This window comes from Lactobacillus helsingborgensis (assembly GCF_000970855.1).
Lineage (GTDB): Bacteria > Bacillota > Bacilli > Lactobacillales > Lactobacillaceae > Lactobacillus > Lactobacillus helsingborgensis.
Map to the genome: position 1 here is coordinate 495898 of NZ_KQ034047.1, position 13232 is coordinate 509129.

Consider the following 13232-nt stretch of genomic DNA (forward strand, 5'->3'; position numbering starts at 1 on the left):
GAAAAACTATGAAAGGTTTAGAAGAAAGCAGTTTCGAAATAATCAGCCATTCCGGACAGGCAAAGACAGAAATAATGACGGCAATAGCTAATTCCAGAGATACAGTAAAGGATCCTCAGCCATTGCTTAAGGATGCAAAAGAAGAACTGAAAAAAGCACAAAATGTGCACTTAAAAGTGATATCAGACTTTGCCAAAACTGGTAAAAGTAATATTGATCCCTTATATATGCACGCTGAAGACCAAATGATTACAGCGGAAACTTTTCTTGATTTAGCTACTGAATTAATTAAAACTAATTCAGAAATCAATAAGTTGAAACAAGAGAAACGAAATAATAAGGATTAATAATTTACTATTAGTTAGTCCACCAATTGGTCCGAAAGAAAAATAATGGAAATAGCACCTAAACTGATAAATTTTGAAAAAATGGGTATCGGTCTCTTTGTTCATTGGGGACTATACTCAAGATTTGCTAAGGGAGAATGGTCACAAAATATTTTAAATATTACCAATTATCAAAACGCTTTTAGCGAATTTAATCCCATTGAAGATAATATTCATAACTTAGTAAAACTGGCTAAAGAATGCGGTTTTAAGTATATTGTATTGACTGCTAAGCACCATGATGGCTTCTATTTATTTGATACCAAGGGCATCCACAATTTTGATAGTGTTCACACACCCTTTGGCAAAGATGTAATTAAAATATTTACACATGAGTGCCATGAACAAGGAATTGCACCTTTTATTTACTACGCTACTTATGATTGGCATAATAAAAAATATCAGGCAGATTTTAACGGGTATTTAAAGGAATTACGCCAGCTAATCGGAATCCTCTGCACTAATTATGGCAAAATTGGCGGTTTCTGGTTTGATGGTAACTGGAACAAACCCAACGCTGATTGGCAGGATGAGCAGCTTTATCAGGAAATTAGAAAACTGCAGCCACAAGCTATTATTACCAACAACACCGGATTAGGAAAGCAAGGAATAAGTGACGGGCGAAAAGTGGACGTCCTGACTTTTGAAAGAGGCAACCCTCAAGTAATCAACCATTTTCAAAATAATCGTTATTTTGCTGCTGAAACCTCATTGACTCTAAACAGACATTGGGGCAATGCCCAAAATGACCTTAATTATGTTTCGGCGCGGCACTTAATTGAACAAATTTGTCACACTCGCAAAGTGGGGGCAAATTTATTAATTAACGTGGGCCCAGAATTTGATGGCTCTTTAAATATTCATTGCCTGTCGTTACTAGAAATTATTAAACAATGGATGGCAATTAATAAAGAAGCAGTCTATGACACCAATAATTTTGAGCATAAAACTTATACCGCTGCTGGAAATGATAATGATTTTATTAAGGGTAATTATTTATTTGTGGATAATTTGGGTAATGTTGGCAATCAAAACGTAGTACTGGGAGGAGAAAAAATGCGAGAAATAGTATTTAATAATTTTCCGCCCCAAAAGATCGAGCGCATTGTTTGGCTGGATAATGGCACCAATGTGGCGTTTAAACAATTGCCAGAAAAAAGCCAACTGATAGTTAAAGCAGACGGATTCGAGTACGGAACCAACTTGGTAGAGCGTGTAGCCAAGATTTATTGAACTTCATTTAAATAAAAAGACTAATAAATTACCATAATAAGGTGGTGAGCCCCAAAAGTTAGACAACTTTTGGGGCTTTTTTCACCTGTGGCGATATTAGTATCATTAAAATGGTGGCACAGTTTATCGGATTCGACTTACTACTGTTTGTGTCATATTCTGATTTAGCAGTCTTTAACGCTTTAACTTTCCCCTTTTTACCAATGTTAGTCACGATTAGTACAAGAATGACCCCTGAAAAGAACCTCTTGTAGTTAATAGTCACCGGTTCTTTAAAGAACTTGTTTCACCATTCAAACAAGTGTTGATTTACTGGACTTTTTTGTATTTAAATTTCAGAAAATTAAGTTAAAACTGTCTTGCAAAATTACTTTTAAAATTTGTCCTTATCATGTTTTCTCTTGTACCAATCATGTATTTCAAAAAATGTACATATTGCGAAATAAAGCAGCACAACAACAAAAACCACGGTAATCACTTTAACGAAAACTGCAAAATTAAACAAAATTGATAACCATAAAAAGGCCACAAACACTGCTGCAATAGGTAAAAATATTTTATCAATTTTATGTTCTATAAAAAGTGTATGAAGCGCATTATTTCGATCTGTATTTGTAATTTTCTTTTTCATCATGACCGCTCCTTTCGCCTAATATTAAAAATTAATTAATTAATTTTATTTAGTATAATATAGCATAAAAATTTAGGCAGCGAGTAATTGGCTAATTTTTTTGATCTAAAAAAAGCGGCTGCTATAATTATTTGCTTTATTTGACAAAATACTTGGTTAGATTATGTAAAGAAAGCTTGAAATTATAAGCAGAATCATATTAAGCAGCAAAACATGACATTGTAATCTAGCATTAATTTCGTTATAATTGAAAGCGATAACACGAGGGGTGCCTTTTTGGCTGAGATGAAAACTATTTCAGACCCTTTGAACCTGTAAGTTAACACTTGCGTAGGAACGTGTCGAACCTGTTAAGCTTTGGCATTTTCACATGCTAAAGCTTTTTTTATTAATCAAAATTTTAAAGACAGTTAATTAGGAGAATATAATGCAGTTAGAATTATTAGACAAATTACGAGCGCAAAATCCGGTTATTTTCAACATTGCCAATTTTGTAACAGTTCAGGATGTGGCAAATGCTGTTAATGCTATTGGTGCTTCACCAATTATGAGCAATGAAATCGCTGAAGCCGAAGAAATAGTGCGGCTGGCTTCTGCTGTTACAGTTAACATTGGCTGTTTAACCAAGCAGCAAATTATCCACATTAAAAAAGTGGAAGATTTAGCGCGCCAATATAATAAACCGATAGTGTTTGATCCCGTAGCTGTTGGTGCAGTTGAATATCGCTATAAAATTGCAGATAAGCTTTTATGGGATTTTCATACTAGTATTATTCGGGGCAATATTGGTGAGATAGCTGCCTTAGGTGACTTCAACTGGAATTCAAAGGGCATCGATGCAGGTTCCGGTTCTGGTGATATTGATGAAATTACTGCAAAAACAGCGCAGAAATACCACTGTACAGTTATTGCCAGTGGCCCAACAGATACAATCAGCGACGGTAAAAGAATAGCCCATATCCATAACGGCTCACCCCTTTTTAAAACTCATGTCGGCTCAGGAGATATGTTAACCAGTATTGTTACAGCTTTTACAGCAGTCACTGATGATCCGTTTGAAGCGGCTCAAATAGGTGCTTTAGTTTTCAGTTGCGCCGGTCAATTAGTAGTTCAAGAGCACCCCAATGTCGGACTAGGTACTTTTGGCATGTATCTCATGGATTATTTATATAAAGTAAAAGCCGCAGATATTGAACAAATTGCAGATTTTGATTAAGGAACTTTATGATGACTGAAAAAATTAATTCTTTTCCCCAAGTTTTAACTATTGCCGGCACAGATTCAGGTGGAGGTGCCGGAATCATGGCTGACCTTAAAACTTTTCAAATGCAAAAAGTATTTGGGACAGCAGTGGTCGTAGCTGTGACAGCACAAAACACTTTAGGTGTGCAAAAGTCTTTTTTACTGCCCTTAGAAATGGTCGATGCCCAATTCGCCTCTCTGGCAGAAGATTTCCACATCCGTGCTTGTAAAACAGGAATGTTGGGCGATGCGGCTCACGTTCACCAAGTTGCACTTAATTTGCAAAAGTATGACTTTGGCCCCATTACCATAGATCCAGTAATGGTTGCTAAGGGTGGTGCTCCATTATTGAGTCAAGATGCTGTCGCCACCGTTAAAAACGAGCTGCTGCCTTTAGCCGATTTAATCACACCTAACTTACCAGAAGCAGAAACTTTAACTGGCATTAAGGTACAAATGCAAGATCAATATCCAGAATTAGCTCATAAATTACAAGATATGGGAGTTAAAAATGTGCTAATTAAAGGCGGTCATGCAAGTACCGATCAAGTAAAAGATTATGCTTTATTTGCTGATGGTTCCGATCTTTGGGTCAGCAGTTCCAGAATACATACCGAACGCACTCACGGTACAGGTGACACCTTAGCTGCAGCAATTACAGCTCAACTGGCTTTAGGTCAAAGTTTGCCTGCGGCAATTAAAATTGCTAAAAAGTACGTTACTAAAGCTATTAAAGAAACTATTCAAGTTGGTCATGGTCATGGCCCTTTAAATCATTGGGCTCAGTAATTTAGGAGAAATAATGAAAGACTTTAACACTGATTTTTTACATGCTTACTTTATTTGTGGTAGTCAAGACGTGCCAGAAGGTAAAACATTACCTGGCTTAGTCGCAGAAGCACTTGCTGCAGGTATTACTGCTTTTCAATTTCGGGACAAGGGTTCTAATTCAACTTTAAGTGAAGCCGAGAGACTCCCTATGGCGCAAAAGTTGCACCAATTGTGTTATGCGTATCACGTGCCCTTCTTCATTGACGATGATGTTCAGCTTGCACAACAAGTTCATGCCGAAGGCGTTCATGTTGGTCAAAGCGATGAAGAAATCAGACAGGTCATTAAAGAAGTTGGCGCTCAAATGATTATCGGCTATTCCTGCTCGAATTTAACGCAAGTTGAGCAAGCCAATAAAATTAGCGGAATTGATTATTATGGCAGCGGTCCAATTTATGCCACCCAATCTAAAAGTGATGCCGACCCCGAAATTGGTATTGCTGGCTTAAGCCAACTGGTCAAAAGCACAACCAGGCCAATAGTTGCTATTGGTGGGATTACCGCTAGCGACTTAAGCGCAATCGCTAAAACTAAGGCAGCTGGGGCTGCAGTAATTTCTTTGATTGCCCAAAGCAATGATATTAAGCAAACCGTTAGTCAAATGCTCACAGCGCCATGGATAAAAAATGACTAGCATATTTTAAAGAAACAAAAATGATTCTGCACTTGGCAGAACCATTTTTTATTGATGATGTACAGTTATAAATTGATAAAAGATACGAGTTAAATTACGGAATTAACCTAGCTGGGCAATCTTTTGCAGTGTTCTGATCATTTGGGCTACAAAGCCAGACTCATTATCATACCAGGCGTAACCCTTGACTAGTTGTACCCCATTATCTCCAGTTTCAACTTGGGTGAGAGTTGGATCAAATACCGAACCAAATTCAGTGCCAATAATATCTGATGAGACAATTTGATCGTCATTATAGCCAAAAGAAGCATTGCCTTCGGTATGCTTTTTAATTCTAGCGTTAAATTCTGCAGCTGTAACTTTCTCTCCCAAAATAGCGGCTAGTTCAGTAATAGAACCAGAGATAACAGGGACTCGTTGAGCAATACCCGTAAGTTTGCCATCCAGTTCAGGTATAACTAGTCCAATCGCTTTAGCTGCTCCAGTTGAATGCGGAATAACGTTAGCCACAGCGGCACGGGCATTACGGACATTGCCACCACGATCAGGTCCATCCTGTAACATTTGTGAAGCAGTATAGGCATGCGTTGTAGACATAATTCCCACCTGAATGCCAAATTCATCGTTCATTGCCTGTGCTAATGGTGCTAAACAATTAGTGGTACATGAGCCTGCGGAAATAATTTGATCAGAGTCAGTTAATTGATCATCATTTACGCTATAAACAATAGTTTTCATATTGCCTGCAGGAGCAGAAATTAATACTCTTTTAACACCGGCATCAAGGTGAGCTTGGGATTTTGCAGTTGAAGTATAAAATCCAGTGCATTCAAGTACTATTTTAACTCCATCGTTTTTAACCCACGGAATTTGACTGGCATCTTTTTCCGCATAAACCGGAATATTTTTACCATCAATTACAATACTATTAGTTGTAGCAGTTACTTCATGATTAAATTTGCCGTGTGCAGTATCATATTTTAATAAATGTGCTAACATAGCTGGTGAAGTTAAGTCGTTGATTGCGACAATTTCGATGTCGTCACTGGCCACTTCATAAATTCGCCGTAAAGCAAGCCGACCAATGCGACCAAAGCCATTAATACCAATTTTTGTAGTCATAATAAGTTCCCCCTTTAGATTACAAAATTAGTATATTAAAACAAATTCACTCTGCATAATACGAGATTGTAATAGGGTTATCACTTTTAATGATATGGAGTATTATGAATTTTAACGATTTATATATTTACCAAACAATTTATGAAACTAGATCGCTTAATAAAGCGGCACTAAAATTGGGCTACACTCAATCCAATATTACGGCCAGGCTCAAAACAATAGAGCGAGAATTGAAAACGCCACTTTTTGTGCGTTCTAATTTAGGGGTTAGACCAACTAAAAATGGGCAAAAAATGTATCATTTTGCGACTAAGGTACTACAAAATTATCAAAATTTAAAAGACGATTTAACCAGTAACAAACCCAAAGTTTTAATTTCCGAGTTGCTTTTTGGCTATGTTATTACCCAAAAGAAACAGTTTGCACTTGATCAATATGAAGTCATCATTAAAAGTACCAATGAAATTCAAGAATTATTGACTAAACATACCTATGACATGGTCTGGGCCTTTACTCCGATCACTTTACCCCAATATTCGTTAATCAAGAAAAGTCATTTACAAGCCTGTTTTTTAAAAGGCAAAAAGCAGGAAAGTAAAAATGTACCGGTTGCCATAAACGCAGACATAAATTGTCCGTTTCGTAACTTGACTCTCAAGTTAACGCAGAATAAAAACAGTGTCACTGAAATTGATTCACTGGAAATGATTTTAGAGCTAGTCAAAAAAGGTCAGGCAACTGCATTATTGCCTAAATACTTAATGAATGATGATTTAGTTGCAGCTGATTCGCAAAGCTGGAATATCCCCTATTATTTTTACCGCTATCAATTATAAATGATAAAAGACACCATTATTTGAATAAAGGTGCCTTTTTAAATTTCTAATTTAATTTTTTTAAATACGTTTCATAAACTGGACACATATTAAACGCATACTTTCTGTAAGTCCGCGTTGCTAATGGGTCTGTAGAGTCAAATTCACCACTTAAAGTTTGATATTTTGCTTGTGCCCAATTTAGCAATTGCTGTTGCAATTGGTCTAATAAATTAGGCTTAACAGCACCCATCCATCCTAAAGTCAATTCTTGAGGGGTATCCTCAAAAGAAAAGCAATAAGCCTTAATTTGTCCAGCAGCAATTAGCGCTAAGGGAGCGTGTTCAAGTTGATCAGTGAAAATGGTTTTGCTCCACTCACTAAGAGGTATCTTTGCAACCGGATTTGCTAAATGATTTTTTTGATAATCTGAGAAGCTCACTTGTGCCAGCCTATTCATTATTACAGAATCTTTTTTTATTTCATGTAGAGTGACCATCTGCAAATCAGTATCAATTAGAATATTTTTCAGTGCCCTTTTCAAAGGCATCTGGGGTTCTACAGTAGTTCTGATTAATTTAAAACCATTTTTTTGACCAATAGCATTAAAGAGTAATTGCGGTGCATAATCATAGGTAATTAATGCGTTTTGGTGATTTTTTTGGGCTTTTGCCGTTAAATCCGTCAGTATTTGCTCATAAACCTGCATTTGTTCACCGCTGGTTAATCTAGGTGCAAGATAGCCTGCAAAATTTAAGGAATAAGGGTGAAAAGCATTTTGCCAACAGGTCATTAATCCGACTGGCTTATTTTCCAGATAATAGGCTTGTGTATTTTGAGGAAACTGTTCTATAGTTTCCTTAATTTTTCTATCTGAACTTACATTGGCTAATAATGAGCCATACATAATTAATAATCTCCTTTATGGACTTTTTTTTCGCCTGTAAAATTTTGGTCTTGGCATCATTGTAGCCGTCAATGTAGCGTTCTATTTCAATTGCTTTATTCTGGGTAACACGATTAACTAAGTTAACACCTTTTTTAGGAAAAGCCTTGAAAGAATGACTCTCTGCATAGTCCTTTTTGGCTTGTTCATAACCCATTTGATAATCACTGAGAGAACTCTTTTTCACAGCAGTTTTTGCTGCATTATAGGTATAATCAGTGGTATCACGCCATTTTTTATAGGCTTTTTCAGCTTCTTTATAGTTTCCGGCTTCATAATTTTCTTTGACATAATCATGTAATTGTTTTAAATTAACCATTTTATTTTTCTCAAAGTTAAACATAATTAACTTCCACATCACCCATGCTGAAATGACCTGTTAACATTAATGTAGGACCGCCACCGGTAGATCCGTCATCAATATCTAATTCTCCCAGAGCTAAGTCTAAGTTATCACTATTGACTCTCCATGAAGTTGGAACGTAAATTTCAATCTCACCCATAGTGCCACTAATGTCAACAGTCACTACATCGCCTGCAGCTTTAGCTTGATCAAGGTAGACCTCAACTTCACCCAAAGAAGAATTAATTGTTATACTGCGTAAATTTTGTGAATGAACGTAACGCGAAACTGATGACAAGCGCTGATTAATTACTATATCTTCGCCATCAACATTTCCAGTACCGCCACTAAATACGTTATTATCAATTCTTGAACGATTATTGCTAAAGTTCTTCCATTTCCCGTCTTTTTTTTGATTAAAATAAACTATTCTGGGAAACCAGCTTCTCTTAAAAATCAGCGTTAAACCTAAATAAATTAATAACGCCGCCACTAAGACCGTCCACGGTACAATTTGAGTAATATGCAACGGTTCAGCGTAAACAATTAACAAAAAGGCAATGGAAAAAGTTGTACCAAACAAACTCTTATCCGCCACGCTTTCGATCAGTGCCGCTCCGAAGATGATAGTCCAAATAATCATGCTGACTTTTAGATGAAATGAAAGCAGATGCAGCTGATTAAGGACTAAGAACACGGCAGCAGCAACTAGAGCAATGCCCCAAAATATTTCTCTGAGTTTAAATCTTTTCATTATGATGACCTTCTCTCGTTTAACCTATCATTCAAATTGTGATAGTAGTGACGTGAAACATAGACAGTTTTATAAGAATCGCGAAAATTAATCTTACAGTTAGAAATCGAGCGTGTTAACGCATAGATTTGATTTAAATTTAAAATTGTTGACTTAGATACCCGCATGAACTGGTTACTTAACAAGTTTTCCAATTCATAGAGCTTATAATCTACCGTAAACGCATCCCTGGCAGTATGTGCAATTACCTGTTTATCTTCTGTTTCAAAAAATAAAATTTCATTCATACTCAAGTAATAGGACACATTTTCTTTTTTGCCTTCAATTTGATCTGGATGTTTATTAATACCTTGAAGTTGACGGTAAATTTGTTCAACTTCTGGTGTCACGGCTTTAGCATGAATTGTGATACTGGTATCATCATCGTCCAGATCTGGATTTAGTTCTATTTTTATTTTCACGCTTCTCACCTGCCCTTCATCACTTGATGATTTAATTAAACGCTTATTTTAATTTAAAATCTAGCACTTTTAACTAAGTGGCAATTATAAGAAACCAAGTGGCATATTTTTTTGATTTAGAAGAAGCCAAAAATTTAAAGTCAGTTTTACTATAGTATTTTATTTAAGACAATTTTAGACTAAAATATACAAAAATTACCTAAAATATGCTATTTTAGGTAATTTTATGATATTATTTATGTAATAAAATAATTTTGGGAGGCAAATTATGGCAACTAAGATTGTTACTAAAAGATATTCTGTTAATATAGACAAACAAATAGCGGATACAGCAGAGCTAGTTATTAGAAAAATTGGTCTTAAACCTAATGATGTAATTTCAATGATGCTGACACAGATTGCGGACAAAGGTAAACTACCCGTAGCATTTTCAGTTGATGACTATGACCATCTAAAAGATGAAATTATTGCAGCTAGTCGTAAAATTCCTGCACAAAAGGTTGAAACCTCCGAAGAAATAGCTGACTTTTTCGCAGATTAAGGAGACCAGTTAATGAATTTGGGCGATATTTTTATAACATACCTTGAATATGAAGATGTACCAAATGGAAAAAGTCGGCCAGTTTTATACATTGAGCAGGATGATGAATTTTATTATGTATTTAAAATTACCAGTAAATATCAAAATAAGTCAAAACGCATTCGCGCAAAGTATGCTAAAATTACCGATTGGCAAAAGTCTGGCCTTAACAAGGAATCATGGATAGACTGTAATAAACGTTATCAGCTCAGAATTGATAAAACTCGACTAAAAGATATAGGTAACTTAACGGTAACTGATTTGAATAATCTTAAGAAATTTATGTGGTAACCAGCAATTTTACAGGTATTTATGCCTGCAAAGTTGCTTTTTGATATAACCAAAAAGTGGCCATTAATCTGAAAAAGAAAGCCAATTACAAATTAAGTAATGGCTGCCTCATCACTGGTATGCCACTGATTAGTGATGATTGATCTCTAATCTATTAAAATTATTAAACAGTATCAAGAATCAAAAATGCATTGAGTAATGAAGCTCAATGCATTTTTGGTTAGTCTAATAGCAATAATTTTTTCCTGACTGCTTTACTAATTATTTATTCTAAACCAACTTTTTTAAAGATTTCGTCAACATGACGCAAATGGTAATGATAGTCAAAGGCATCGGCTACATCATCTTCTGTAAGATAATCCATGATTGGACTATCTTCAACTAATTTTCTAAAAGAAATGCCTTCATTCCACGATTTAGCGGTTAATTTTTGGACCATATCATAAGCATCTTCACGAGAAAGACCAGCCTCATCAATAAGCTTTAACAGCAAGCGTTGTGAGTAAATCAGGCCATAAGTTTTATCCATATTCTTAAGCATGGTTTCTGGGAAAACATCGAGGTTGGTTAAAATGCGGTTAAAACGATCAAGCATATAATCAATACCAATTGTCGTATCCGGTAAGATTATTCTTTCGGCACTGGAATGGGAAATATCGCGCTCATGCCAAAGTGATACATCTTCATAAGCAGTAATAATATGACCCCGTAGAACCCGCGCCATTCCGCAAAGATTTTCTGAGCCAATAGGATTGCGTTTATGAGGCATTGCCGACGAGCCCTTTTGTCCCGCACGGAAGTGTTCCTCCACTTCGTGGATTTCAGAGCGTTGCAAACTTCTAATTTCGGTAGCCCAGTTCTCAATACTGGTAGCTATCAGCGCCAAAGTCGCAATATATTCAGCATGTAAATCACGTGGCAAGACCTGACTGGTAATAGGCTGCTGGGTCAGGCCCAATTGTCTTAAGACACTAGTTTCAACAGCTGGTGGGACGTTAGCAAAAGTTCCCACTGCTCCAGAAATTTTCCCTGATTCTACACCTTTTGCTGCATGTTCAAAGCGTTCAATATCCCGAGTAATTTCTGCATACCAGCGAGCGAGCTTCAGACCGAAAGTAGTGGGCTCAGCTTGCACACCATGCGTGCGTCCCATTTCCACCGTATTTTTATATTTACGTGCTTTATTCGCAATCGTCTGTTTTAAATCTTGCAAATCTTGGCGAATAATTGCATCAGCCTGTTTTAAAATATAACCCTGCGCCGTATCAACCACATCTGTTGAAGTCAAACCAAAGTGCACCCATTTTTTCTCCGGGCCCAGACTTTCAGAAACTGTTCTGGTAAAAGCTACTACATCATGGTGCGTTATCTGCTCTAATTCAGCCACTCTTTTAGGCGTGAAGCTGGCATTTTGGGCAATTTTAGCAGCATCTTCTTGAGGCACTTCCCCTAATTCGCTCCAAGCGTTGGTAGCAGCTATTTCTACTTTAAGCCAAGCTTCATATTTATTTTCATCAGACCATATTTTACCCATTTCTGGGCGAGTATAACGTTCTAACATAAATTACATTTCCCACGGATCTTGTAAAACTATTGTTTGTTCACGGTCAGGACCCACTGAAACAGTAACTAGAGGTATCCCCACAAGTTCTGACACACGATTCAAAAACTTCTGTGCATTCTCTGGCAAATCAGACCAGGTCTTGGCATTCGTAATATCTTCTTTCCAAGCCGGTAATTCTTCGTAAACAGGTTGACAGCGGTCTAATTCTTTTAAACTAGCTGGGTAGTAATCAATTTTTTGACCATCAAGTTCATAAGCAGTTGCAATTTTAATAGTGTCAAAGCCGCTGAAAATATCAAGTAGGTTAAGACTTAACCCGTTAATGCCAGAAACGCGCTTGGCATGACGTAAAGCGACTGAATCAAACCAACCTACGCGGCGCGGACGACCGGTAACTGTCCCATATTCATGAGCAGTTTCACGAATACGGTTACCAGTTTCATCTAATAACTCAGTTGGGAAAGGTCCGGCACCAACACGGGTCGTATAGGCTTTGCAGACACCAATAACAGTTTTTAACCGATTAGCACCTACTCCCATGCCACTGGCAATGCCACCGGAAATGGTATTTGATGAGGTAACAAATGGATAGGTTCCTTCATCTATATCAAGCATAATTCCCTGTGCACCTTCAAATAAAACTTTTTCATCATTATCTAGGGCATCGTTAACTAACACTGATGTGTCAGTAACATATTTCTTCATTTTTTGACCATATTCATAATACTTAGTGAAAATGTCATCAAATTCAAGTGCCGGTTTGCCATAAATTTTAGTGAAAATGTCGTTTTTCTGAGCCAAGTTAGCACGTAATTTTGCTGCAAAAGTATCTTTTTCAAGAAGATCACAAACTCGAATGCCTATTCTGGAAGCCTTATCCATATATGCAGGTCCAATACCATTTTTAGTAGTACCGATTTTCTGATCGCCTTTTGCTTCTTCTTGGTACTCATCTTGCTTAATATGATATGGCATGATGATATGAGCACGATTGGAAATCTTCAATTTACTAGTATCAATTCCCTTTTCTTCCAGATTTTTTAATTCGCCAAATAAAACCTCGGGATTGATAACTACGCCATTACCAATTACAGCACCTTTATCTGACGCAAAAATACCTGATGGAATTAAACGCATCTTAAAGTCTTGACCATTTATCTCAATAGTATGACCAGCATTATTACCGCCATTTGAGCGTACAGTGTACTCTGCTTCGTTACTTAAAAAATCGGTAATTTTACCCTTTCCTTCGTCGCCCCATTGACTACCAACAACTGCAACTGCTGTCATTTTTATTCACCTCATTAAAATTCTACAAATATCACGTAAATAGTCTAGCAATTTACCAATTTTTAGTCAAATTTAAATGCGAATTATTATAGCTGGTACATTTTTGATA

Annotated in this window: 16 protein-coding genes and 1 riboswitch; of the genes, 8 read left to right on the forward strand and 8 right to left on the reverse strand. The window is 36.6% G+C overall.

Going from position 1 to position 13232, the window contains the following annotated elements:
• The first annotated feature begins 8 nt into the window (after positions 1–8).
• Positions 9–347, forward strand: a complete 339-nt coding sequence (locus JF73_RS08105) for a PTS sugar transporter subunit IIA (RefSeq protein ID WP_046327760.1) — start codon at positions 9–11, stop codon at positions 345–347.
• Between the two features lie 45 nt (positions 348–392).
• Positions 393–1619 carry an alpha-L-fucosidase gene (locus JF73_RS08110; protein WP_046327761.1) on the forward strand — a complete coding sequence of 409 codons (1227 nt, stop codon included), beginning with the start codon at positions 393–395 and terminating at the stop codon, positions 1617–1619.
• Positions 1620–1992: 373 nt separating this feature from the next.
• Here JF73_RS08110 and JF73_RS08115 read toward each other — a convergent pair whose 3' ends face one another.
• Entirely contained in the window at positions 1993–2250 is a 258-nt protein-coding gene (locus tag JF73_RS08115; RefSeq protein ID WP_046327762.1) for a hypothetical protein, read from the reverse strand.
• A gap of 254 nt (positions 2251–2504) precedes the next feature.
• Positions 2505–2604: riboswitch (TPP riboswitch) on the forward strand.
• A 73-nt stretch (positions 2605–2677) separates the two neighbouring features.
• Between JF73_RS08115 and thiM the strand changes: the two genes are divergently transcribed.
• From thiM to thiE, 3 genes are read left to right on the forward strand one after another with little or no spacing between them, the layout of a single operon-like run.
• The gene (gene thiM / locus JF73_RS08120) at positions 2678–3466 is read left to right on the forward strand and encodes a hydroxyethylthiazole kinase (RefSeq protein ID WP_046327763.1); all 789 of its coding nucleotides are present in this window, start codon (positions 2678–2680) and stop codon (positions 3464–3466) included.
• Between the two features lie 11 nt (positions 3467–3477).
• A complete protein-coding gene (gene thiD / locus JF73_RS08125) occupies positions 3478–4281 on the forward strand; it encodes a bifunctional hydroxymethylpyrimidine kinase/phosphomethylpyrimidine kinase (RefSeq protein ID WP_046327764.1) in 804 nt (267 codons plus the stop codon).
• A gap of 10 nt (positions 4282–4291) precedes the next feature.
• Positions 4292–4957 (forward strand): thiamine phosphate synthase, encoded by a 666-nt coding sequence (gene thiE / locus JF73_RS08130; protein ID WP_371212574.1) that lies wholly within the window; start codon positions 4292–4294, stop codon positions 4955–4957.
• Between the two features lie 102 nt (positions 4958–5059).
• Here thiE and gap read toward each other — a convergent pair whose 3' ends face one another.
• Positions 5060–6079, reverse strand: coding sequence for a type I glyceraldehyde-3-phosphate dehydrogenase (gene gap, locus JF73_RS08135; RefSeq protein WP_046327766.1), 1020 nt, complete (start codon positions 6077–6079; stop codon positions 5060–5062).
• A 104-nt stretch (positions 6080–6183) separates the two neighbouring features.
• On the opposite strand from gap, the gene JF73_RS08140 reads away from it, so the two are divergent.
• The gene (locus JF73_RS08140) at positions 6184–6915 is read left to right on the forward strand and encodes a LysR family transcriptional regulator (RefSeq protein ID WP_046327767.1); all 732 of its coding nucleotides are present in this window, start codon (positions 6184–6186) and stop codon (positions 6913–6915) included.
• A 46-nt stretch (positions 6916–6961) separates the two neighbouring features.
• Here JF73_RS08140 and JF73_RS08145 read toward each other — a convergent pair whose 3' ends face one another.
• From JF73_RS08145 to JF73_RS08160, 4 genes are read right to left on the reverse strand one after another with little or no spacing between them, the layout of a single operon-like run.
• A complete protein-coding gene (locus tag JF73_RS08145) occupies positions 6962–7801 on the reverse strand; it encodes a hypothetical protein (RefSeq protein ID WP_046327768.1) in 840 nt (279 codons plus the stop codon).
• A complete protein-coding gene (locus JF73_RS08150; protein ID WP_052727791.1) occupies positions 7764–8183 on the reverse strand; it encodes a hypothetical protein in 420 nt (139 codons plus the stop codon). The genes JF73_RS08145 and JF73_RS08150 overlap by 38 nt, the downstream gene beginning before the upstream one ends.
• A complete protein-coding gene (locus JF73_RS08155; RefSeq protein ID WP_046327769.1) occupies positions 8176–8937 on the reverse strand; it encodes a LiaF transmembrane domain-containing protein in 762 nt (253 codons plus the stop codon). The genes JF73_RS08150 and JF73_RS08155 overlap by 8 nt, the downstream gene beginning before the upstream one ends.
• Complete coding sequence (locus tag JF73_RS08160) at positions 8937–9398, reverse strand: LytTR family DNA-binding domain-containing protein (protein WP_038524618.1); 462 nt, start codon at positions 9396–9398, stop codon at positions 8937–8939. The genes JF73_RS08155 and JF73_RS08160 overlap by 1 nt, the downstream gene beginning before the upstream one ends.
• Before the next feature lie 268 nt (positions 9399–9666).
• Between JF73_RS08160 and JF73_RS08165 the strand changes: the two genes are divergently transcribed.
• Positions 9667–9939, forward strand: a complete 273-nt coding sequence (locus tag JF73_RS08165) for a type II toxin-antitoxin system RelB/DinJ family antitoxin (protein ID WP_038524621.1) — start codon at positions 9667–9669, stop codon at positions 9937–9939.
• 12 nt (positions 9940–9951) lie between these two features.
• Complete coding sequence (locus tag JF73_RS08170; protein ID WP_038524623.1) at positions 9952–10269, forward strand: type II toxin-antitoxin system PemK/MazF family toxin; 318 nt, start codon at positions 9952–9954, stop codon at positions 10267–10269.
• A gap of 265 nt (positions 10270–10534) precedes the next feature.
• Here the strand turns inward: JF73_RS08170 and purB are convergent, their stop codons facing one another.
• The gene (purB, locus tag JF73_RS08175) at positions 10535–11830 is read right to left on the reverse strand and encodes an adenylosuccinate lyase (RefSeq protein WP_046327770.1); all 1296 of its coding nucleotides are present in this window, start codon (positions 11828–11830) and stop codon (positions 10535–10537) included.
• Positions 11831–11833: 3 nt separating this feature from the next.
• Positions 11834–13123, reverse strand: a complete 1290-nt coding sequence (locus tag JF73_RS08180) for an adenylosuccinate synthase (protein ID WP_046327771.1) — start codon at positions 13121–13123, stop codon at positions 11834–11836.
• Positions 13124–13232: the final 109 nt, after the last annotated feature.

Bases quoted from the DNA above. Each gene is read 5' to 3' on its own strand.
- JF73_RS08105 (WP_046327760.1), top strand. From the start codon at position 9: ATGAAAGGTTTAGAAGAAAGCAGTTTCGAAATAATCAGCCATTCCGGA.
- JF73_RS08110 (WP_046327761.1), top strand. From the start codon at position 393: ATGGAAATAGCACCTAAACTGATAAATTTTGAAAAAATGGGTATCGGT.
- JF73_RS08115 (WP_046327762.1), bottom strand. From the start codon at position 2,250: ATGAAAAAGAAAATTACAAATACAGATCGAAATAATGCGCTTCATACA.
- thiM (WP_046327763.1), top strand. From the start codon at position 2,678: ATGCAGTTAGAATTATTAGACAAATTACGAGCGCAAAATCCGGTTATT.
- thiD (WP_046327764.1), top strand. From the start codon at position 3,478: ATGACTGAAAAAATTAATTCTTTTCCCCAAGTTTTAACTATTGCCGGC.
- gap (WP_046327766.1), bottom strand. From the start codon at position 6,079: ATGACTACAAAAATTGGTATTAATGGCTTTGGTCGCATTGGTCGGCTT.
- JF73_RS08140 (WP_046327767.1), top strand. From the start codon at position 6,184: ATGAATTTTAACGATTTATATATTTACCAAACAATTTATGAAACTAGA.
- JF73_RS08145 (WP_046327768.1), bottom strand. From the start codon at position 7,801: ATGTATGGCTCATTATTAGCCAATGTAAGTTCAGATAGAAAAATTAAG.
- JF73_RS08150 (WP_052727791.1), bottom strand. From the start codon at position 8,183: ATGTTTAACTTTGAGAAAAATAAAATGGTTAATTTAAAACAATTACAT.
- JF73_RS08155 (WP_046327769.1), bottom strand. From the start codon at position 8,937: ATGAAAAGATTTAAACTCAGAGAAATATTTTGGGGCATTGCTCTAGTT.
- JF73_RS08165 (WP_038524621.1), top strand. From the start codon at position 9,667: ATGGCAACTAAGATTGTTACTAAAAGATATTCTGTTAATATAGACAAA.
- JF73_RS08170 (WP_038524623.1), top strand. From the start codon at position 9,952: ATGAATTTGGGCGATATTTTTATAACATACCTTGAATATGAAGATGTA.
- purB (WP_046327770.1), bottom strand. From the start codon at position 11,830: ATGTTAGAACGTTATACTCGCCCAGAAATGGGTAAAATATGGTCTGAT.
- JF73_RS08180 (WP_046327771.1), bottom strand. From the start codon at position 13,123: ATGACAGCAGTTGCAGTTGTTGGTAGTCAATGGGGCGACGAAGGAAAG.